This is a genomic window from Stenotrophomonas sp. YJH_SMC_73 (genome assembly GCF_059370155.1).
The window spans coordinates 35,346-57,206 of the sequence record NZ_JCAFTJ010000003.1 but is presented as its reverse complement, the minus strand read 5'-3'; the positions used below and the strand labels follow the sequence as shown (position 1 = coordinate 57,206).

Here is a 21,861-nt window from a genome sequence, read left to right as displayed (position 1 = left end):
GGTCAGGCGGACGCATCGCGCATGCCTGCCGCGATCCGGTTGATATCCGCGCACTCGATCGTGGCCGGCGGGTTTTCTCTTCCGGCCAGGGCGATCATGGCCATGCCCAGCGCCAGGTTGCTGGTCATCAGCGAGGGCGCGAGCGCACCGGCCAGTTTCATCAACGGTGCGCCGCCCCAGTACAGGGGTTTCAACAGGGCATGCCGGGTACCTGTCCCCGGCACCGGCCGGACCCCGCCCGGACGCAGCATCACCGCGCGCAGCGGCAGCGCCTGCAACGCCCGCTCGGTCTCGCCCTTCACCCGCAGCGGCATCAGCCGGCTTTGCGGGTCCGCGCCTGCGCCGGAGACATACAGGAAGGACCCCTGCGGATTCACCGCAGCCCAGGCGCGGGCCACTGCCAGTGTGGTGTCCAGGGTCACGCGCCGGTACTCGGCCTCGGCAGTGCCAACCGGTGGCGCACCGGCACAGTAGAAGCATGCGTCGTACCCGGCCAGTTCATCACGCTGCGCGTCGATGTGCAGGAAGTCCGGGACCACCCGTTCGCTGCCGGGTCCGCGCAGGCTGCCCGGGCGCCGCACCAGCGCGGTCAAGCCGGCAACCTGCGGCGAACGCTGGCAGGCCAGGGCAACGCCCTGCCCCACCAGGCCTGCAGCGCCGGTCAGGAAAATCCGCAATGTCCGTGCCTGAGCCATGGCCAGGGCCGCACTAGAGTTTCACGAACCGCTGGATCTTGCGCGCCAGCCACCCGCTGAACACCAGCGGTGCATCCAGCGCCGACACGCAGATGCACGGCACCCCCGGCGCGGTCACCGGCTGATGCTCCACGTCTTCATCCAGGTCCGCCACGTCGCCGGGTGCGAACAGCCCCAGCGCATCGTTGTAGGAACCGCGCAGGATCTGGGTCAGCTCGCTGCGGCCATGGCTGTGCATGGGCAGGCATTTGCCCGGGGCGATCTTCAGCATGATCAGCGAAGGCATCTGCTCGGCACGGATGCAGTGCACGCCGGGCGCCATCCAGCGCCAACGCAACCCACTGAGCGATGCCCCGAAGTAGGGGTGCAGCGAGGCAGGCAGATGGTCCGGGTCGGCCTCGGGCCGCTCCATCGGCACGGGACGCGCGGCCTGGTCCATGGCAATCGGCATTTCCGCAGCCAGCTGCATCAGCATGGCCTCGCGCAGCTGTTCGCGGCGTGGATCAGGCGCGGGCGGCTGGGTCTGCTCGAGCAGCACCGAGCCGATCGCCTCGGCCTCGCGCAGGCGCTGGCGGCAGTGCGGGCACTGCTCCAGATGCGTACCAGTGACCACGCTCAGTGGCGTGGGCAGCGCGCCTGCGGCATAGCTCATCAACGTCGATTCGTGCAGGTGGTGGCGCGGGTTCACAGCGCACCTCCCACTTTGGCCTGCAGCTGCAGGAACGCGCGCCGCAGATGCGACTTGACCGTGCCCAAGGGCATGCCGATCGCCTCGGCGATCTCGCTGTGGCTCTTGGCCTCGAAATAGGACATGCGCACCAAGCGCGCCTGCACGGCGGGCAGTTCGTTGATGCGCTGGCGCAGCCGGGCCTGGTCGGCAAACTGTTCGGCGCTGCTGCGTTCGATCACATCCAGGGTTGCTGCGTCCTCGACGGCTGCCTGCACCTGCATCCAGCTGCGCTCGCGGCGGATGCGGTCAATGTGCAGGTTACGGGCGATGCGATACAGCCATGTGCTCAGCGCACCCTGCGCGGGATCGAAGTCGGCCGCGCGCAGCCATAGCCGCAGCAGGCTCTCCTGCGCCAGTTCCTCGGCCACCGCGTCAGGCACGCCCAGGCCCCGCAGGTATACGCACAGCCGCGGCATGAAGTAATCATAGATCCGCATGAAACAGTCGCGGTCACGAAGCCGTGCCACGCCGTCCATGTCACCGGCCCAGTTCGTCGGCTCGCTGCTCGGCTGCTGGGAACTGGACACGATGCGTGCGGTATCGAAGTTGAGGGGGTTGCTGGCGGCGTCAGGGTACATCGGCGTTCGCGGCGGGCGGGTGAAGGTCTGTCCTCTGTACGCGCAGGGGCCGTGATTGGATGCAGCCGCTGCAGACGCATCCAACCGCCCATCCCCGCCGTATGACCTCAGCCCTCCTTTCCCGGATGAACGCGATGCGTACCGCCTGGCTGCTGCTGTGCCTGCCCCATGTCGCGCTGGCCGCGCCCTGGCTGCGAAGCGAGGGGGTAGCAACGTCGTCGCGCGGCGACCTGCTCTACCGCGAGGTGCACTGGCGACGCGATGCGGCCGAGGGTGCCGAGCGCTGGGTGCTGTACCAATGCGCGGACGGGCGGCCTTTCGCCCGCAAGCACCTGCCGGCCAGCGCGGACCCACAGGCGCGCGGCTATACCCTGGAGGACCGGCGCAGCGGCCAGAAGGCCGACGTCGAGGCCGCCAGCGGCAGGGTCTCGATCGCGTGGAAGGAGGATGCCGGCAGCCCACCGGTGCAGCGCGAGCTCGACCTGCCGACCGGCGCGGTCATCGACGCAGGGTTCGACGCGGCGGTGCGCCTGCATTGGCAGGCGCTCATGCGCGGCGAGCGTGTGACCCTGCCCTTCCTGGTTCCAGCGCGGCAGCGCTACTTCCCGGTGCAGGTAAGGCGCACCGGCCCGCAGCGCTGGCAGGGGATCGATGCGCAGTCGATCGAGGTCAGCCTGGACACCTGGTACGGCGGCATCGCGCCACGCCTTGCGCTGGTATATGCCAGCGCTGACCAGCGCCTGCTGGAGTTCCGTGGCACCAGCAACCTGCGCGATCAACGCGGTGCCTATCCACAGGTGACGGTGCGCTTCATCGCCGCAGCGGCTGGTCGCCCCGCCAGCGAATGGCAGCAGGCCTGGGCGCAGCCGCTGACAGATCGCTGCACCGTTACGGCCAGGTGAAATCCAAATTTCCTGCCGCGCTCCGCATCCAGTGGGCCTTCTGCCGCGTAGAGGAAGACACGAAACCCGCCGAGATCCGCCATGGCCTCTGTAGCGCCCCTCCCCCGTCGACGCTGGCGCCTGCTGCGCACGCTGCAGCGCTGGTTCGATACCGGCAACGCCGCAGAGGCCACCGGCGAGCGGCCGGGGCGGATCGACTGGGTGCGCGCCGTGCCCTTCGCGCTGATGCACCTGGCCTGCATCGCAGTGATCTGGGTGGGCATCTCGTGGACAGCGGTGATCGTGGCTGCAGCACTCTATGCGGTGCGCATGTTCGCCATCACGGCGTTCTACCACCGCTACTTCTCGCATCGCACCTTCCAGGCATCGCGGCCGGTGCAGTTCGTGTTCGCGGTGATAGGCGCCTCCAGCGTACAGCGCGGGCCGCTGTGGTGGGCCGCCCACCATCGCCACCACCACCGTCACGCCGACCAGCCGCTGGACCCGCACTCCCCCCGTGAGGGCGGCTTCTGGCGCAGCCACATGGGCTGGTTCCTGACCCGCGAGGCCTTTGCCACCGACCTGTCGCGGGTGCCCGACCTAGCGCGCTACCCGGAGCTGCGCTGGCTGGACCGCTTCGATACGGCTGTGCCGGTACTGCTGGCCGCAGCGCTGTATGCACTGGGCGCCGGGTTGGAGCGCTGGGCGCCAGGCTTGCATACCTCCGGCTCGCAGTTGCTGGTGTGGGGCTTCCTCATCTCCACCATCGTGCTGTTCCACGCCACGGTCACCATCAATTCGCTGGCCCATCGCTTCGGTCGCCGCCGCTTCGAGACCCGCGATGACAGCCGCAACAATCTCTGGCTGGCGCTGCTCACCTTCGGCGAAGGCTGGCACAACAACCACCACTTCTTCCCGGGCACCGTCCGCCAGGGCTTCCGCTGGTGGGAAGTGGACCTGACCTGGTATGGACTGCGCGCGATGGCGGCGCTTGGGCTGGTCAAAGGGCTCAAGCCGATTCCCGAGTGGGTGCTGGCCAAGGCGAGGTACTGACATGCGCATCGCGATCATCGGTTCGGGCATTGCCGGACTGGCCAGCGCCTGGTGGCTGGACGGCGAACACGACGTCACGCTGTTCGAGGCCAACGACTATCTGGGCGGCCATACCCACACCCACGACGTGCAGGTGGATGGCGTCCGCATGGCGGTGGACACCGGCTTCATCGTGTTCAATCCCCAGCACTACCCGCTGCTGACCGCACTGTTCGACGAGCTGGGCGTCGCCTCGCAGCCGACCACGATGAGCTTCTCGATGCACAGCGAGCGCAGCGGCGTGGAGTACAACGCCACCTCGCTGGATGGCCTGTTCTGCCAGCGCCGCAACCTGGTGTCGCCGCGGTTCTGGGGCATGCTGGTCGACCTGCGCCGGTTCTACCGCGATGCCCCCCTGTTGCTGGCAGAAGACGAGGGCCCAACGTTGGGGCAGTACCTGCGCAGCCAGCGCTACGGCGATGCCTTCATCGACGAGCACCTGCTGCCGATGGCCTCCGCGCTGTGGTCGTCCCCGACGGCCACGGTGATGGACTTCCCGGCGCGCTATCTGGCCCAGTTCATGGCCAACCACCAGATGCTGCAGATGACCGGGCGTGCACCGTGGCGGGTGGTGAGCGGTGGATCGGCCCGCTATGTCGACGCCCTGCGCGCCCGCTGGCGGGTGCATGAGCGGCTGGAGTGCCCGGTACAGTCGGTCGAGCGCATGCCGTGGGGCGCTCGCGTGCACAGCGCGGCCGGCGTGGAAGGCTTCGATGAGGTCATCCTGGCCTGCCACAGCGACCAGGCCCTGGCGCTGCTGCGTGACGCCGACCCCATCGAACGCGACGTGCTCGGCGCCATCCGCTACCAGGCCAACGAAGCGGTGCTGCACACCGACGCGTCATTGCTGCCGCGCAACCGCAAGGCGTGGGCGGCATGGAATGCCCATGTGCCCCGCGACCCTGCTGCGCCCTGCACGGTCAGCTACTGCATGAACCAGCTGCAGGGCCTGCCCGGCAGCACGCCCCTGGTGGTAACGCTCAACCGCAGCGAGGCAATCGACCCGGGCAAGGTGCTGCGCACCCTGCATTATGCGCACCCGGTGCACGACCATGCCGCAGTGCGCGCGCAACAGCGCTGGGCCGAGCTGCAGGGCCGCCGCCACACCTGGTTCGCAGGCGCCTATTGGGGCTGGGGCTTCCATGAGGACGGCATCCGCAGCGCCCGCCGCGTGGTCGATGCACTGCGCACCTGTGAACCGCACCACGTCATGGCGGCTCCCGGCGAGGTGGCCGCATGAGCGCCAGTGCGCTCTACTTCGGGCAGGTGGCGCACCGCAGGCACCTGCCACACCCGCATGCGTTCCGCTATCCGATCGCACAGCTGCTGCTCGACCTGGATGAACTCGACAGCGTGTTCGCCGGGCGCTGGCTGTGGTCGATCAATCGCCGCAATCTGGCCGAGTTCCGTCGCAGCGACTACTTCGGCGATCCCGCGCGGCCCTTGGCCGATGCAGTGCGCGACCACGCTGCATCAACCCTGGGCTACCGGCCCACCGGCCCGGTCCGCCTGCTCACCCATCTGCGCTTCGCCGGTCACGTGTTCAACCCGGTCAGCTTCTACTACTGCTACCGGGCCGATGGCAGCACGCTGGACTGCATCGTCGCCGAGATCACCAACACACCCTGGAAGGAACGTCACGCCTACGTGCTGCCGGTCGCAACGGCCACGCAGGAAGGCACCTCGCTGCGCTGGCGGTTCGACAAATGCTTCCATGTCTCGCCCTTCATGCCGATGGATTGTCATTACGACTGGCGGTTCAACTGCCCTGATGAGGACCTGCGCGTGCACATGCAGGTCTGGCGCGACGGCGCGCGCCAGTTTGATGCCACCCAGGTCATGCAACGACACCCCCTGGATGGCCGCGGGCTGGCCCGCGTCCTGGCCTGCTATCCACTGATGACCACCCAGGTGGTGGCCGCCATCCACTGGCATGCGTTGCGGCTGTGGCTGAAACGCAATCCCGTACACGACCACCCTACCCTTGCCGAGAAACCGCGATGAATTCGATGATTCCTTCGGTCGCGCTGCCGCGCCCCGGCGCATTGGATGCCTTCCTGCGCCGCCGCCTGCTGGCCCAGCTCGCCCCGATGCGCGACGGCCGCCTGTGCGTGCGCGACGCGCTGGGCGAAGTCTGGTTGGGCGATGCCCGCGGTGAGCTGCATGTCACCGTCACCATCGAGGACCCGGCGTTCTATCGCAAGGTGGCGGCCCAGGGCAGCGTCGGCGCCGGCGAAAGCTACATCCATGGCGAATGGCGCTGTGACGACCTGGTCGCCCTGATACGGCTGCTGGTGCGCAACCGCGATCTGCTCGACAGCATGGAACACGGCCCGGCGCGCGTGGGAGGCTGGCTGCTGCGCGGCTGGAACCGCCTGCGCCGCAACAGCCGCGAAGGCAGCCGCCGCAACATCGCCGCGCACTACGACCTCGGCAACGACTTCTTCGCCCTGTTCCTGTCACCGGACCTGATGTACTCCTCGGCCCTGTTCGCCGAAGAGGGCGAGTCGCTGGAATCCGCCTCGCGGCGCAAGCTGGACCGCATCTGCCAACAGCTGCAGCTCAAGCCGGGCGACCGCGTGGTGGAGATCGGTACCGGCTGGGGTGGTTTTGCGCTGCACGCGGCGCAGCACTACGGCTGCCACGTCACCACAACCACGATCTCCGCCGAGCAGCATGCACTGGCCAGCGAGCGCGTCCGCGTCGCCGGGCTGCAGGACAAGGTCACGCTGTTGATGCAGGACTACCGCGACCTGCAGGGCCAGTTCGACAAGCTGGTATCGATCGAGATGATCGAAGCCATCGGCGCCGAATACCTGGACACCTACATGGCAACGCTGCAGCGCCTGCTCAAGCCCGATGGTGTCGCCCTGCTGCAGGCCATCACCATCGAAGATCACCGCTACGAGCAGGCACGGCGCAGCGTCGACTACATCAAGCGCTATGTGTTTCCGGGCAGCTTCATTCCGTCGATCAACGCGATCATGGCGGCCAAGACCCGATCCAGTGACCTGCAGCTGGTCGCCCAGCAGGATTTCGGCCACTCCTACGCACTGACCCTGCGCGCCTGGCGCCAACGCTTCCTTGCCCAGCTGCCCGCTGTGCAGGCACAGGGCTTTGATACGCGCTTCTGCCGGATGTGGGAGTTCTACCTGGCCTATTGCGAGGGCGGCTTCCTGGAGCGTTCGATCGGCGTTTCGCATCTGCTGCTGGCGCGCCCCGGGCATCGTCCCGCTGGCGCATCGGGTCAAGGCGGCTGAGGTGCGCCGGTTCTGGGCCAATCTGCTTGGCAACCAGCTGGTCTGGCTGTGCGCCGTGGCCGGCGCCGGGCGCGGCTGGCAATGGCCGGCGCTGCTGGCAGCGTCGCTCTACATCGGCAGCCAGCTGCTGACCTCGCCGCAACCTCGGCTGGATCTTCGGCTGATGCTGTTGGCGATGGCCTGCGCGTGGCTGGTCGACGCCAGTGCCGCCGCCAGCGGCACCGTACGCTACGCCGCGGCCCCGCTGGGCTGGACGCCGCCCCTTTGGATCATGGCGTTGTGGGCCGCGTTTGCGATGACGCTGACCACTTCGATGCGCTTCCTGCTGCGCCACCCTGCCCTGCCAGCCGCGTTCGGCCTGCTGCTGGCCCCGCTGGCCTATCTCTCCGCAGCGCGCGGTTTCGATGCGGTTCGATTCACTGCGCCGCTGTGGCAGGGCCTGCTGGTACTGGGGGTGGGCTGGAGCATCGCGCTTTCGCTGCTGTGCATGGCCGCTCGTCGCGGCTCCCGCACCATTCCACCGCCCTTGGCCGGAGCGCCGTCATGATCAATCTGGTGTGGATACTGCTGTATGCCGTGCTTGTGATGAGCTGGGGCTGGGCCTGGCAGCGGCGCCACCGCAACATCGGCGTGGTCGATGTGCTCTGGGCCAAGGGCGTGGGTGCTTCGGCCCTGTTGCTGGCTTGGCTCGGCGATGGTGCGGCGGCGCCACGGATTGCACTGGGCGTGCTCGGTGGCCTGTGGGGCAGCCGACTGGCACTGCACCTGTGGCATCGGGTCCGCCATGAACAGGAAGACGGTCGCTACCGTTATCTGCGCGAGTACTGGCAAGGGCATCAAGCCAAGATCTTCGGCTTCTTCATGGCCCAGGCACTGCTGGTCGTGCTGTTCGCCCTGCCCTTCGTCGCGGTGGCTGCCAATCCACAGACCAGCATGACGTTGTGGGTCGTGGCCGCCGCACTCGTCTGGCTGCTGAGCGTCGGCGGCGAGAGCCTGGCCGACCATCAGCTGGCCCGGTTCCGCGCGGATCCTGCAAACCAGGGTCGCACCTGCCGCGACGGGCTCTGGCGTTACTCCCGCCACCCGAACTACTTCTTCGAGTGGCTGCACTGGTTCAGCTATGTCCTGCTCGCGGTCGGCTCGCCGCTGTGGTGGCTGGCGTGGTCCGGCCCGCTGCTGATGTATGTGTTCCTGCGCTACCTGAGCGGCATTCCGTTCACCGAAAAGCAGGCGCTGCGCAGCCGCGGCGACGATTACCGCGCCTACCAGCGCAGCACGCCGATGTTCTTCCCCTGGTTCCCTCGTCCTTCCAAGGAGCATTCCGCATGAGCGCGATTCCGTCACTGACCCCGGCCGACGACGCGGAAACCGGGCTGATCGCCTGGGCCGAACGCGGCCTGGTTCCCGATGCCGCGCTGCGCGCCGGCATCCGTCGCCTGTGCGCGCAACGCCTGCACGAGGAAATGCTGGGCGGTATCGAAGCACAGTCCGCACGCTTCAGCCGTCGCATCGCCGAGCTGGCCGACAGCCCGCTCGCGCTGCATACCGACGCGGCCAACCGCCAGCACTATGAGGTTCCGGCGGCCTTCTTCCAGGCCTGCCTGGGCAGGCGCCTGAAGTACAGCAGCTGCTACTACCCCACCGGGCGCGAAACGCTGGACCAGGCGGAGGACGCCATGCTGGAGCTGTACGGCCAGCGCGCCGGACTGGCCGATGGCCAGCAGATCCTCGAACTGGGCTGCGGCTGGGGTTCGCTGACCCTGTGGATGGCCGAGCGCTATCCCGCCGCCGCGATCACCGCCGTGTCCAATTCGCACAGCCAGCGCCAGCACATCATGGCGCAGTGCCAGGCCCGGGGGCTGCACAACGTCGAGGTGATCACCCGCGACGTCAACCAGCTCGAACTGCCAACCGCACGCTTCGACCGCTGCGTCTCGGTGGAAATGTTCGAGCATGTGCGCAACTACGAGCGCCTGCTGGCGCGCATCAGCCAGTGGCTGAAGCCCGACGGCGCGCTGTTCGTGCACATCTTCGCCCACCGCACGCTGATGTACCCGTTCGAGACCGAGGGCGGCGACAACTGGATGGGCCGCCATTTCTTCACTGGTGGCCTGATGCCGGCGGCCGACACGCTGCTGCATTTCCAGCGCGACCTGCGGCTTGACCAGCGCTGGTTGCTGGACGGCACCCACTACCAGCGCACCGCCGACCACTGGCTGGCCAACCAGGATGCAGCACGCGAGGCGGTGATGCCGGTGCTGGTCGCGACCTACGGCCAGGCCGCCGCGAAGATCTGGTGGCAGCGCTGGCGCATGTTCTGGATGGCATGCGCCGAGCTGTTCGGCTACGACGACGGCCAGCAGTGGCTGGTCGCCCACTATCTGTTCCGCCCCCGTTGAGGTGTGACATGCGCATGCGCTCGCTGCTTCCCCTGCTGGCATTGAGCCTGTTTGGTTCCGGCTGCAGTTCCACCGATACCCGTCCCCTGCCCCGCCCGCCCTCAGTGGACGTGCCACGTTTCATGGGTGACTGGTATGTGATCGCCCACATCCCCTCATGGCCGGAGCGCGAAGCTTTCGACGCGGTGGAGAGCTACGCATTGAAGCCCGACGGGCGCATCCAGACCACCTTCACCTATCGCAAGGGCAGCTTCGACGCCCCCCAGAAGTCGATGCACCCTGTTGGACGGGTTGAGAAGGACGGCAACGGCGCCATCTGGGGCATGCAGTTCATCTGGCCGATCCAGGCCGAGTATGTGATTGCCTGGCTGCGCGACGACTACGGCCAGACCATCGTCGCGCGCAGCAAGCGCGACTACGTGTGGTACATGGCACGCACGCCACAGGTGTCCGAGAGCGACTACCAGCAGGCCGTGCAGCGCATCGCGGCCATGGGTTACGACACCGCAAAGCTGAGGCGCGTGCCGCAGTCGGTGCGCTGAGCCATCGGTCATCCCCACGCAGCACCTGCTGACGGCAGGGCGTGTCGACATCTGCTTGCGCCGGATGTCGCATTCATCACCGCTGCCGCATTGTTCATCCAACACGCGCGCAGCCGCTGCCGGACCCGTGCGTACAGCGACGCCGCCCCTGCCCTGCCTGCAGTAGCTGGCGCCGGGGTCGCGAACACTCAAGACTCGACCGCGGCGGCCGCTAATGGCCAATACAGGGCTGTGCGCGCCGGCCACAATGGCCGACGAAGGGTGCATTCCGGTCGTGGCCGATTTCACAATGGAAGGAACAGGCAGTTGAAGGAAGAACGACGCAACACGTTGCAGGCCAGTCATCGCGCGATCCTCAGCTTCTGGCACAGGGTTGAGTTCTTCATACCCTACGATCTCCAGGGCCAGGTCCTTGAGTCGAAGGACGCGGACTGGAGCGTACGGCAGCTGTCCAGGGATCAGCTCGAGCGATTGGACCCGAAGGATCTGTGGTCCCCACCCCTGCCATTCGGTCGCAGGCTGAGCGGATTCGATGTCTACCTCGGCATATTCGACAAAGCCCAGCTGGCCGATATCACCCAGCGGGTACTGGCTGAGACGCCAAGCGGAGACGAGTCGCTGGAACAGGACGAACGGGCCGAACTGGAAGGCCTGACCTGCGCGGCCAGCCTGCGGGCAAGCGCCGAGGGCGTGCTGCAGCTGGGTGAAATCTCGGTATCGACCGTTCCGTGGGCACTGGGCACGATCTCCAGGCGTGGCTTGCAGGGCCTGGACTTCGACGCCTTCCAGGCAAGCCTTGAAGCACTCAAGCGCGACGTAGCAACGTTCCGCAGCGCCGCTGCCACCCCCGCCGGACAGGGGGAGGGCCCAACGCCCTGCAGCCCCGACGACCTGTTGCGCCTGCTCGACATCCTGTGCAACTGGTCGGGTCATGACCCTTCCGCGGGCGACGCGTCCGCTCCGCTGCTGGTCATCCGGGCGAAAAGCGTTGAAGACAAGCCGAAGCCGGAACGGGCAGCAAAAGCCACACCCCCAGGGCCGGACAACGAGCCAACGGCGGAAGCGGACGACGCCGAGGACGACGAGGCCCAGCCCGAAGAGGACGCGGAGATCAGCATCCTCAACAGTTTCTTCGTCGAGGATATCGCGCGGGCCATCGGCGCACTCGACCAGGGCAAGGCCAGTGCGCCGCTACGCGCCTATCTGAGCCCATTGCCTGAAAGCCGACGCGAAGACCTTTACACCCCAGAAGGCCATGCGCTGATTGCCGACCGGCTGCGCCCGCGCCACATCAATCGGGGCCACTGGCCCGGCGATCCTGCACACACGATGAGCCTGATGCAGCAGTTCGCTGTGAACAGCATCTTCGAGCAGGTGCGCGATTCAGGCGTGTTCTCGGTCAATGGCCCGCCCGGAACCGGAAAGACCACGCTGTTGCGTGAGGTCTTCGCTGAGAACATCGTGCGGCGTGCACGTGCATTGTCACAGTACGCGACGCCAGCCGCTGCGCTCGGCCCAGCCCGCGAAGTGAACTTCGAAGGTGAGAAGCCGTGCAGGGTCTCGCCACTGAAGGCCGACCTGACCGGCTTCGAGATGGTGGTCGCATCGTCGAACAATGCCGCCGTGGAGAATATTTCGCGTGACCTGCCGAAGAGCCGGTCACTGGGCAAGCCCGGAGGGTCGCGCTGGCGCAACAGCACAGGGGACGTGACCTTCGACTACCTGCGGCCACTGGCCCGCAACCTGCTCGAATGGAACGGCAGGGGCGCCTATGAACGACCGGCGGCAGACAGCGATGCCTGGGGGTTGATCAGCTGCGCGCTGGGCAGGAAGGCCAACCGCGAGGCACTTGTGCGGGCCATCAGCAGGAGCGCCCCAAAAGATGGCAAAACCCCGAAGGGCTACGACCGCGCCCGCCACCAGTCGCTCTGGGAGTGGCGGGACAACCCAGCAGCCATGAGCTTCCAGCAGGCCAGGCAGGCGTTCGGCAAGGCCGATGCGATCGTCAATGGCCTGGTCGAAAAGCTGGATCGGCTTGCCTCGCTCAGCCGTGAAATCAGCGGCAACGATGAGGAGAGCTTCTGCCGGCAAACGACTTCTCAGCTTCGCGATGCACAGCGCGCGCATGAGGAAGCTGCACAGCAGTGCCGTGCACTCGAGGGCCAGCGCAGCAGATCCGATGAACAGCTCGCCCTGCTCAAGGCGCAACGCATCCTGCTCAAGGAAGAGAAGCCTGGCTGGTGGGCCCGCATCTTTGACCGGCAGCGCGCGCACAGCCATGCGGCCGCAATGGTGCAGAACGCAGATCATCAGCACCGATGGACCCAGCGCGGGCTCGAACTCGGGACGCAATGTGATACGGCGCAACAGCACCTGGGCCGAACCGTGAGCACCCTGGCCGAGGCATCGGCCGCCGCGCAGGCACGGGCGCAGCAATGGGCTGGAATGACGCAACAGCTCGAACAACTGAAAGCCGAATTCGGCACCGCGTCCCATCCCGCCAACGCGGCCGAACTGGAAGGTCAGGACTGGCAGATCAAGGGAGTCTGGAACAGCGAGCAGCTCAACGAGCAGCGCGCCAACCTCTTCGTGGCGGCACTGCAGCTTCACCAGGCCTGGCTGCACGAAGTCGTGCAGAAGGGCGGCGGCTTCGCCCAGAACGTCATCGCACTGTGCCACCTGCTGAGTGGCAAGCGGCTGCAGGAGCCACGCGATGCGCTGGCCATCTGGCAGAGCCTGTTCATGATCGTGCCGGTTGTCTCCAGCACGTTCGCCTCGGTCGCACGCCAGTTCCGCCACCTGGGGCCGGACTCGATCGGCTGGCTGTTCATCGATGAAGCTGGCCAGGCCGTGCCGCAGGCGGCGGTCGGTGCACTGCTGCGCTCCAGGCGCGCGGTCGTGGTGGGTGATCCGCTGCAGATCGAGCCGGTGTTCACCGTGCCGGTCAAGTTGCTGCAGGCGCTGGGCCGAACCAGCGCACTGCCTGCAGGCGTGAACGTCTCGCCCGACAAGACCTCCGTACAGGTACTGGCCGACGAGGCCAACCCGCTCGGTGCCCGCATGGAGTCCGGCGGCTCGCCGCTCTGGATCGGCAGTCCGCTGCGCGTGCATCGTCGCTGCGTCGAACCGATGTTCTCCATTGCCAACACGATTGCCTACGAGGGGAAGATGATCTTCTCCAACCCCTGGGAACCCAGTGCGGCGCGGCCACCCACCGACAGCCTGGACATCGGCAGCAGCGCCTGGGTACACGCCCCCGGCCGCACCAGCGACAAGCAGGTCGTGCCGTGCCAGATCGACCTGGTGCAGCAGGCGTTGGCCGCGCTCTACCACAGCACCGGAAGCCTTCCCCCGGTCTACATCATTTCGCCCTTCAAGCGCATCAAGAATGCCCTGCTCGAGCGACTGCGGAGCCAGGACGCCTGGCTTGGCCCGGATGCCCCACCCGGCACGCAGGCGCCACGCACCACCGAACTGCGCACGTGGTGCAGGGAGCGCGTCGGCACCGTGCACACCTTCCAGGGCAAGGAGGAAAGCATTGTCTGGATGGTCCTGGGCTGCGACACGGACACGGTGGGCGCGGCGCACTGGGCCTCCAGCAAGCCCAATCTGCTCAACGTCGCCGTCACCCGTGCCCAGCACCGCTGCTTCCTGATCGGAGACACCGCACTCTGGGGCGGCCTGCGCCACTTCTCACACGCCCATGCCAAACAGTTGCCCCGCATCACCCCGGCGCAGTTCCTGGGTCGCATGTCGATCCCCCGCGTGCAGACTCGATAGCCCTGCCCTGACGGCGTCAACGACTCAGGTCAGGGGCGCAGGGTCACGCCAGCGTGACGCGTCACATTAATGGTTCCGGCAGCCACGACGGGACGCCTGCAGCACCCCATCCATTTACGTCACGAATGCGTAAGCCCCGGCCGATCAACTGCGTCCATCGACCTTTAGGAATAGTCGTAAAAACGCAACGAATTCGATGTTCGACGCGACAGCGGCGCCAGAATGGCGGCCACGCCCATGGGCGCCGACCACCTCCCGCGCATGAATGGATTTCCTGCACCGCGTCGGCTTCGCCTGGCGCTCCTGGACGATCACGAAGTCGTCCGTCGCGGCACCGCCCTGCACCTGTCAGGCGATCTCCGCTTCGACATCGTCGCCAGCCACGGTTGCAGCAACGAACTGCTCTGCAGCCTGCAACGCACACCAGTGGATGTGGCCATCATCGATCTCACGCTTGCCCGTGACGACCTGGGTAGCCTCGAGCTGGTTGCGCTGCTGCGCCGGGAATTCCCGCGCACGCCATTGCTGGCCTTCGCCACGCTCTGCCCCACCACCAACCTCAACAGCCTGATCGATGCCGGACTCAACGGATTCGTCAGCAAGGCCGAACCGCTTGCTGCATTGTCCGACGCCATCGTACGTGTTTCCCAGGGCCTGACCCGGGTTCCACCGGACGTCAGGCTGGCCGGCGATCGCGGCGAGCTCAGCCGCAACGAGCGCGAAGTGCTGGGCCTGCTGCTGGAAGGCTTGACGGTCTCCGAGATCGCATTGCGGCGGCACCGCAGCATCAAGACTGTCAGCACGCAGAAGGTGGCTGTGCTGCGCAAGCTGGGATTGCGCAGCGACGTGGAAATCTACGCACTGCGCGAACGACTGGAGACACCGTGAGGCGCCAGCCGCCGTTGCGCCGCCGCTTCCTGTCCACGGGGCTGCTGGCGCTCCTTCTCCTGCCGGCTGCCTCGGCCGAAGATATCCGCTCGCCACGCTGGCTGCCGGGCAGCACTGTACGGGTCGCCACGACTCCCTCCCTGCGCCCCCTGCCCGCGGCCCTGGCCGATCCGTCATCACCGCCAACGCTCGCCCATGGCTATGCCAACCTGGTGGCGCGGCACGCCCAATTCCGTTTCCTGGAACACCCCTACCCGACAACCGCCGCATCGATCCTCGCTGTATGCCATCACGAGGCTGACCTGGTCATGGTGTTTGGCGGCGCAAGGCACCAGCCGCTGCCCTGCCCCGGCCTTGCCGCGTCCACCGCATTCCGTGGCGGCGCCACCCTGTTGGCCGGACGCGCTGGCGAGTGGCTGCCACGGGAGATGCGCGAACTCGACGGCCGGGTCATCGCCGTCGTTGAAGGCGGGCCCTACGCCAGTTGGCTGCACGCGCATCACCCGCAGGTCCGGCTGCGGCAGCTGCCAGACCGGCATGCAGCACTGGCGGCAGTCGAAAGCGGGCTGGCGGACGTGGCGATTGGCCTGGAGCCCACGCTGCGCCCCCTGGTTCGACGCCATTTCAATGGCAGCCTGCGCTTGCAGCCGTTCGATAGCGGCTTCTCCACCGACCTTTACCTGCTGGTTCGCCGGGAAGACCAGCAACTGCTTGGGCGCATCGAACAGGCATTGCGGGAGATCACTCTGGAAGAGCACGCAGGCCTGCTCCACTTGTGGGCAGGCCAGACCCTGCCTGCCGCGGCCGGGAATGCACTGGACTGGATGCAGGCGTCGCCCCCGCGCGGATGGTTGCTGCTGGCCCCACTGCTGATTGCCCTGCCGCTGCTGTGGCTCGCAATGCGCCACCTGCGGGCGCGCGGTGACCGAAGCAGCGCGCATGCCATCGGCGTGATCAGCCACGAGATGCGCAACTCGGCGCAGGCCGTGCTGACCTCGATCGAGCTGCTGGGGCAATCGACATTGCCCAAGGGCGAGCGTGACCTGCTCGCCGCTGCCAGCAGCGCCAGCCAATCCCTGCGCAGCCTGTTGAATCGCGCACTGGATTTTTCGCGCCTTGCGAGCGGTGCTTTCAAGCCGCATGCGCAACCCTGCGATGCAACCCAGCTGTGCCGGCATGCTCTGGAGGCGATCCGGCCACAGGCCCAGCGGAAAGGCCTGCAGCTGCATCTCGATGCCCAGGGCGCATCCCCGTCGAACATCCTGGTGGACGCCGATGCGCTACGCCAGATTGCCAGCAATCTATTGGCGAACGCAGTGAAGTTCAGCGATTCCGGTCGCATCGAGCTGCGCCTGCAACTGATGCCGGCGGCGCGTCCGCGGGCGCTGCTGCTGGAGGTGATCGACAGCGGCATCGGCATCGCGCCGGCGCAGGTAGCCACCCTGTTCCAGCCTTTCCAGCAAGGCAGCAGCGGACAGCGGCGTGGCGGAAGTGGGCTGGGGCTTTCCATCGCGCGCGAGCTGGCCCGCGCAATGGGCGGCGACCTCACCGTGCACAGCGTGCTGGGCCGTGGCAGTCGCTTCATCCTGCGCCTGCCGGTGTGCCCGGCTGGCACCGGCGTGGATGCCCAGGACATGCCCGTGGGCGATACGCCACTGGCCGGACTGCACCTGCTGCTGGTCGAGGACCACGAGCTCAATCGCCACGTGATCGCCGAACAGCTGCGGCGCTGGGGCGCAGAGGTGTGCGCCGTGAAAGATGCGGCCAGTGCCCTGGCCGAACAGGCACGACAGCCCCGCTCCGTTGCTCTGATCGACATTGGGTTGCCTGGCGCCGATGGTCACGTGCTGGCGCGCGAGCTACGCGGGTCTGCCGGGCGCACCGTTCGCCTAATCGCATTGTCTGCCCGCACCGGACGGCGTCATCGCGCACGCTGCCACCGCTCGGGCTTCGACGCGGTGCTGGCCAAGCCGCTGCGCGCCGCCCAGCTGCTGCCTGCGCTCGGCATTGCGCGACCAGAGGGCCTGGGCGCAGCCGCGCAGACGATTGACATGGACGCGGCCTACATCGCCGACATCCACGATGAGCTCGGCAACATGGAGCGGGTTATTGATCGAGCGGATGCATCGGCACTGGGCCATCACGCGCACCGATTGCAGGGCACGCTGCAGATGCTGGGCCAATGCGAGCATGCGGCCATCGCGGCGGAGCTGGTCGACCTGGCGCATGACGCCGCGCCGGACTGGGCCGATGCGCGGCGCCTGCTGGACGTGCTGAAGGCCGGACAGGGCTCCCGCCCAGCGGGAACCCTGCCAATGCCTTGATCAGGCGGCCAGGCGCTCGACCTGGCGACGGGTCAGGTCATTGAAGCGACCCAGCGACATCAGGTGCTGGTGGATCAGTGCCAGCCAGCCGCTGCGGTGCCACTCGACTACGGTGGCTTCCGGCAGCGCAACGAACTTCTCGACGTCCACCACCAGGAAGCCATTGAGGTTGAACTCGCGGCCATCCGGGGTACGCACGGTGGCGTTGCGCTCGACCAGCAGGCCGTTGTCGGTCAGGGCCTTGGAGAAGGCCAGGGTCTGTTCGTGCTCGCGGGTGTACTGGCCGCAGAACTCCAGCGCCTGCTGCACCATTTCGGTGGCCTTGCCGTCAACGAACAGCGGCTGGCCTTCCTCGCCGCCCTTGACCACGCGCGGGCTTTCTTCGTCGATGCCCAGCAGGAAGTCATTCTCCGCGCCGGTGTCGATGAAGATGAAGGGGTGGCGGCGCAGGTAGGCCGGAATATAGGCCTCGTCTTCCCACAGGCCGTCCTTGATGAACAGGTTCTGGTCGGACACGCCGACGGCAGCCATCGGAACCGCACCGGGGCCGGCGAACAGGATCGGGAAATGATGCAGCGCCAGCGAGAACTCGCCCAGCACCAGCGGAATGGCGTTGTTGCCGGCGGCGAACTCGAGCTTGCCCGGCAGGATGCGCAGATCGGCGTGCACATCGGCCTGCAGCGGCACCGGACGGGTATAGAACAGGGGAGCGCCGCTCGGCGCCGCTTCGGTGGTGGTGTCGCTGGTGGTGGTCATCTTGGGAACCGTTCGATCATGCGCGCCTGCCATCCCGGGCACGCCAGCGGGAACAACCTGAATCCCGCATTATCAACAAGCTCGATGACAACGGCCACCCCGCCAGCGAACTATTTCAGCTGCAGGGGGTAGCGCTGCCAGAGCACGTGGACCAGGAATCCGGCCAGTTCGGTGTCGCGCGCGCTCACCGCTGCACGGATCTTGTCCAGCAGCACCATGTCGCTGCAGGAGCGCACATCGGCGTGGTTGGCCTGCCCTGCCCGGCGCGCACGATAGCGTGCGGCCCGCTGCGCATCGCTCATCGCATACCCGAACTTGGGCGGACGACCGCGCTTGCGCGGCAGGGTCAGCTCCAGGGTTCCGGGGTCTTTGTCATCACGCATGAGAGGGGTGCGGGCGGCGGCGAGCAACGGGGGGTGCGCAATTTATCGTGAGGCATCACTTTAATCCAGCTTTTTCTGCAGTTTTGTTGCATCGCAATGCAAAAAAACGCATCGCGAGGGCCCCAGCCACGCATGGCGTGGATCTAGTGCAGAGCTCGCGACCCGATCAGCCGGTAGATCCACGCCACGCATGGATGCGGAAACCCGAACCCACAAAAAAGGGAGCCCGCGAACGGGCTCCCCTCACCTTCTTCATGCAGCGCGCACCGGCTCGTAGCCATGCAGGTGCGCCTCGCTGCTGGCCCGCCCCTGGCTGAGCGAACGCAGCGAGGTGGTATAGCCCACCAGCTGCGCCAGCGGTGCGAAGCCACTGACCTCGGCGCGACCATCCTGATCGTCGATGCGGACAATGCGACCATGGCGGCGGTTGAGGTCGCCGACCACATCACCCACCGACGCTGACGGCGAATGCACCGTCACCGCCATCACCGGCTCCAGCAGCTGCGTGCCGCCTTCGGCCAGCGCCGCCTTGATCGCCTCGGCGCCTGCGCGATGGAACGCCATCTCCGAGGAGTCCTTGGCATGGGTCTGGCCATCGACAAGACTGACCTCGATGCCGACCACCGGATGGCCCTGGGGGCCTTCCGACAGCGCAGCACGCACACCTTTCTCCACCGCCGCGATGAAGCTGCGCGGCACCACGCCACCGACGATGCGGTCGTTGAATACGACCTGTTCGTCCTCGCGCGGCGATACATCCAGCACCACGTGCGCGAACTGGCCCTGGCCGCCGGTCTGCTTGACCAGCCGCCCGACGACGCCGGTCATCGCACGCCTCGGCGTCTCCTGGTAGGCCACGCGCGGCGCACCTACGCCTACGTCGACCTTCCATTCGCTGCGCAGGCGCTCGACCATCACCTCCAGGTGCAGTTCGCCCATGCCCCAGACCAGGGTCTCCGCCGTGTCGCGATCGGTTTCGACGCGGAACGAGGGATCTTCCTGGGCCAGGCTGGCCAAACCCTGTGCCATCCGGATCAGGTCGGCCGCACGCGCCGGCTCCAACCGCCACGCCAGCACCGGTGCCTGTGCCTGGATGTTCTCCAGGCGCAGCGGCTGCGCACGACCGCTCAGCGTTTCACCACTGACCGCATCCTTCCAGCCCAGCACTGCAACGATGTCACCGGCCACGGCCTGTTCGATGTCGTGGGTCTGGTCGGCCTGCACCCGCACCAGGCGACTGACACGCCGCCCCTGCGGATGCTGCGAACTGGCCACCGCATCACCCACCTTCAAGGTGCCCGAGTACAGCCGCACGAAGCTCAACGCGCCGTGCTGCTGGTGGGTGATCTTGAACAGCAGGCCGGCCAGCGGACCGTCCGGGTCCGGCGGCAGCACGACCTCGCCCTCATCGCTTTCGGCGCTGACGGCAGGGCGATCCAGCGGCGACGGCAGGTAATCGACCACGGCGTCCAGCAGCGTCTCGATACCCTTGTCCTTGAACGCAGCACCGGCCAGCACGGGCACGCCCGCACCCGCCAGCGTCGCCCGGCGGATCGCCGCGCGCAGCTGCCCGGCATCGATCACGCGACCTTCCAGCCAGGCATCGGCCAGTTGCTCATCGTGATCGGCCACGGCCTCGACCAGCGCATCGCGTTGGGCTTGCCACTGGGCCCGCGCCGCTTGGTCCCACGGGGTCACCGTGGTTGCGGCACCATCCTGCCACTGCAGCACGCGCTCATCGACCAGATCGACCCAGCCGTTGAAGCCACTTTCGCTGCCCAACGGCACGCCCAGCGCCCACGGCCGCGCCCGCAGCTTGTCCCGCAGCTGCTCCAGCACGCGCTCGAACGAAGCGCCGACGCGGTCCATCTTGTTGACGAAAGCGATCAGCGGCACGCGGTGGCGACGCGCCTGGCGCCACACGGTTTCGGACTGCGGCTGCACGCCATCCACGGCCGAGAACACGGCCACGGCGCCGTCGAGCACGCGCAGTGAACGCTCGACCTCGATGGCGAAGTCGATGTGGCCAGGGGTGTCGATCAGGGTCAGCCGATGCGGCGGCAGGTCGCGCGGCGCCCACTGCGCCTGCACGGCGGCAGCGCCGATGGTGATGCCGCGTTCGCGTTCGATCGCCGAGAAATCGGTGGTCGCGTTGCCGTCGTGCACTTCACCGACGCGGTGGATCTCGCCGCTTTTCCACAGCAGGCGTTCGGTCAGCGTGGTCTTGCCGGCGTCGATGTGGGCAATGATGCCAAGGTTGCGACGACGGGAAAGGACTTGGGTGTTCATATAGAGATTCCTGCAAAGCCAACTTCAGGGGCCGCGCCCCCCGGTTGGCGACAGGGTGCGCGGCTAGCGTTCGGTCTCGGCGATCTGGTGCATGGCACGTTCTCCTTTGCAGTACTGGGTAGCGTCGGCTGGGTAGCGTCGGCTGGGTAGCGTCGACTGGGTAGAGTCGACTGTTAGTCGACTAACAAAAACAAAAAGAGCGCCCCGGGGGGCGCTCTGTCGAAGGTCCAGCGATGGCCGCTTCAACGGCCTCGTGGGGCTCCAGGCAGACACGCCCGTTCCGCGTTGGCGCGGGTCAGGGTGAAAAACTTCAGGAGCGGCATCCGATTCATGGGGCGCATTCTAGACCTGCCAATCTGGCGCGCAAGTGAATATTGCAAACATAAATGGAACGATGAGGCCGACAATGATCGGGGTCAGATCCCTTTGCCCCTGGGCAAAGGGTTCTGACCTCTCAGCCTTTACTTGCAGCCGTGCAGCGTGCGCGCCTCGGCCACGGTCGCCGCCTGGTCATCCCCCATCGAAATCCACCCCTTCAGCGACGTCGCCGGGTCAATGTGCGGCAGCCGCGGGCCACCATGGATCAGCACCTCGGTCCAGCTCCCCACCGGCGCCAGTTCGGACAGGCGTGCCGCCTGGTCATCCTCGGTGCTGAACGTGTCGTCCGGGCTCGCCGGGGGCGTCGTGTTCACGGTCTCGGTCTTGCGGGAATGCACACGCAGCGCGCCGCCCGGCATGCGCTGGGTGGTGACGTCGTAGCGCTCGATACCGTACGCCCAATGGCTTTCGCCAATGCTGCGGGTCTCGCTTCCGTCATCCGCCACAGCCACCATCTCGCCCGCCGGCCCGACCACGCCCGCGACAGCACCCAGGCCGGACATCAGCGCCTGGTAGACGATCATCTGCCGCTGCTCGGTGCTCAACGCACCGGCCTTGAGCTTGGCAGGGGGAATCTGCAGGTATGCCGCCTCCTTGCAAAGCACCAGCACCTGCTGGTCATCCCAACTCACGGACATTTCCTCGCTGGCGAAGTACTGCGTCCGGATGGACGCAACAGGAGAACCCGCGCCAGCGGAATGCCGTATCTCGATCAGCGAGGCATTCTCCGCCGCATCGGTCAGCGAAACCGGAGAGGTGGAAGCCGCAGTCGCAGCGCCTGCGAAGCCAACCAACACGGCCAGCAGCGTGCCGCGCGAAATGCTACAGATCATTGCATCAGTCCATTGAGGGAATACCGGTCAGACATGATACGCGGCGACGGCAG

At 67.0% G+C, this 21,861-nt stretch carries 19 protein-coding genes; 12 read left to right on the top strand and 7 right to left on the bottom strand.

Annotated elements, in window-relative coordinates; translation table 11 throughout:
• Window positions 1-2: 2 nt before the first annotated feature.
• Genes AC5P8R_RS05530 through AC5P8R_RS05520 form a run of 3 tightly spaced genes read right to left on the bottom strand, consistent with a single transcriptional unit; the run spans window position 3 to window position 2,003 of the window.
• Window positions 3-695, bottom strand: a complete 693-nt coding sequence (locus AC5P8R_RS05530; protein ID WP_197620886.1) for a Rossmann-fold NAD(P)-binding domain-containing protein — start codon at window positions 693-695, stop codon at window positions 3-5.
• A gap of 13 nt (window positions 696-708) precedes the next feature.
• Window positions 709-1,383 (bottom strand): ChrR family anti-sigma-E factor, encoded by a 675-nt coding sequence (locus tag AC5P8R_RS05525; RefSeq protein ID WP_197620887.1) that lies wholly within the window; start codon window positions 1,381-1,383, stop codon window positions 709-711.
• A complete protein-coding gene (locus tag AC5P8R_RS05520) occupies window positions 1,380-2,003 on the bottom strand; it encodes a sigma-70 family RNA polymerase sigma factor (RefSeq protein ID WP_014647131.1) in 624 nt (207 codons plus the stop codon). The genes AC5P8R_RS05525 and AC5P8R_RS05520 overlap by 4 nt, the downstream gene beginning before the upstream one ends.
• Window positions 2,004-2,137: 134 nt before the next feature.
• Here AC5P8R_RS05520 and AC5P8R_RS05515 point away from each other — a divergent pair, with 134 nt between their 5' ends.
• The 12 genes from AC5P8R_RS05515 to AC5P8R_RS05460 all read left to right on the top strand — a co-directional run bounded on the left by AC5P8R_RS05515 (window position 2,138) and on the right by AC5P8R_RS05460 (window position 17,169).
• Window positions 2,138-2,905, top strand: coding sequence for a hypothetical protein (locus tag AC5P8R_RS05515; protein WP_197556546.1), 768 nt, complete (start codon window positions 2,138-2,140; stop codon window positions 2,903-2,905).
• 81 nt (window positions 2,906-2,986) lie between these two features.
• Window positions 2,987-3,937, top strand: coding sequence for an acyl-CoA desaturase (locus AC5P8R_RS05510; protein WP_169411047.1), 951 nt, complete (start codon window positions 2,987-2,989; stop codon window positions 3,935-3,937).
• A gap of 1 nt (window position 3,938) precedes the next feature.
• Window positions 3,939-5,216 carry an NAD(P)/FAD-dependent oxidoreductase gene (locus tag AC5P8R_RS05505; protein ID WP_014647128.1) on the top strand — a complete coding sequence of 426 codons (1,278 nt, stop codon included), beginning with the start codon at window positions 3,939-3,941 and terminating at the stop codon, window positions 5,214-5,216.
• Entirely contained in the window at window positions 5,213-5,980 is a 768-nt protein-coding gene (locus AC5P8R_RS05500) for a DUF1365 domain-containing protein (RefSeq protein WP_014647127.1), read from the top strand. Before AC5P8R_RS05505 ends, AC5P8R_RS05500 begins: the two co-directional genes overlap by 4 nt.
• Entirely contained in the window at window positions 5,977-7,236 is a 1,260-nt protein-coding gene (locus AC5P8R_RS05495; protein WP_041863424.1) for an SAM-dependent methyltransferase, read from the top strand. The genes AC5P8R_RS05500 and AC5P8R_RS05495 overlap by 4 nt, the downstream gene beginning before the upstream one ends.
• 1 nt (window position 7,237) lies before the next feature.
• On the top strand, window positions 7,238-7,783 hold the full coding sequence (locus tag AC5P8R_RS05490) for a DUF2878 domain-containing protein (RefSeq protein ID WP_069116852.1): 546 nt from the start codon (window positions 7,238-7,240) through the stop codon (window positions 7,781-7,783).
• Window positions 7,780-8,565, top strand: a complete 786-nt coding sequence (locus tag AC5P8R_RS05485) for a DUF1295 domain-containing protein (protein WP_197620889.1) — start codon at window positions 7,780-7,782, stop codon at window positions 8,563-8,565. Before AC5P8R_RS05490 ends, AC5P8R_RS05485 begins: the two co-directional genes overlap by 4 nt.
• On the top strand, window positions 8,562-9,635 hold the full coding sequence (locus AC5P8R_RS05480; RefSeq protein WP_180834687.1) for a class I SAM-dependent methyltransferase: 1,074 nt from the start codon (window positions 8,562-8,564) through the stop codon (window positions 9,633-9,635). The genes AC5P8R_RS05485 and AC5P8R_RS05480 overlap by 4 nt, the downstream gene beginning before the upstream one ends.
• Window positions 9,636-9,643: 8 nt before the next feature.
• The gene (locus AC5P8R_RS05475) at window positions 9,644-10,177 is read left to right on the top strand and encodes a lipocalin family protein (protein ID WP_032961066.1); all 534 of its coding nucleotides are present in this window, start codon (window positions 9,644-9,646) and stop codon (window positions 10,175-10,177) included.
• 306 nt (window positions 10,178-10,483) lie between these two features.
• Window positions 10,484-13,957, top strand: a complete 3,474-nt coding sequence (locus AC5P8R_RS05470; protein WP_495223061.1) for a DEAD/DEAH box helicase — start codon at window positions 10,484-10,486, stop codon at window positions 13,955-13,957.
• A gap of 261 nt (window positions 13,958-14,218) precedes the next feature.
• Window positions 14,219-14,845: a response regulator transcription factor gene (locus AC5P8R_RS05465; protein ID WP_032961138.1), complete on the top strand. Its 627-nt coding sequence runs from the start codon at window positions 14,219-14,221 to the stop codon at window positions 14,843-14,845.
• 14 nt (window positions 14,846-14,859) lie between these two features.
• Entirely contained in the window at window positions 14,860-17,169 is a 2,310-nt protein-coding gene (locus AC5P8R_RS05460) for an ATP-binding protein (protein ID WP_212577251.1), read from the top strand.
• Here AC5P8R_RS05460 and AC5P8R_RS05455 read toward each other — a convergent pair whose 3' ends face one another.
• From AC5P8R_RS05455 to AC5P8R_RS05440, 4 genes are all read right to left on the bottom strand, one after another.
• Entirely contained in the window at window positions 17,170-17,925 is a 756-nt protein-coding gene (locus AC5P8R_RS05455) for a SapC family protein (RefSeq protein ID WP_032961063.1), read from the bottom strand.
• 110 nt (window positions 17,926-18,035) lie between these two features.
• Window positions 18,036-18,308 carry a hypothetical protein gene (locus AC5P8R_RS05450; protein ID WP_005409616.1) on the bottom strand — a complete coding sequence of 91 codons (273 nt, stop codon included), beginning with the start codon at window positions 18,306-18,308 and terminating at the stop codon, window positions 18,036-18,038.
• A 252-nt stretch (window positions 18,309-18,560) separates the two neighbouring features.
• Window positions 18,561-20,597, bottom strand: coding sequence for an elongation factor G (fusA, locus tag AC5P8R_RS05445; protein ID WP_197620892.1), 2,037 nt, complete (start codon window positions 20,595-20,597; stop codon window positions 18,561-18,563).
• A gap of 461 nt (window positions 20,598-21,058) precedes the next feature.
• Window positions 21,059-21,808: a hypothetical protein gene (locus AC5P8R_RS05440; protein ID WP_164076844.1), complete on the bottom strand. Its 750-nt coding sequence runs from the start codon at window positions 21,806-21,808 to the stop codon at window positions 21,059-21,061.
• Window positions 21,809-21,861: the final 53 nt, after the last annotated feature.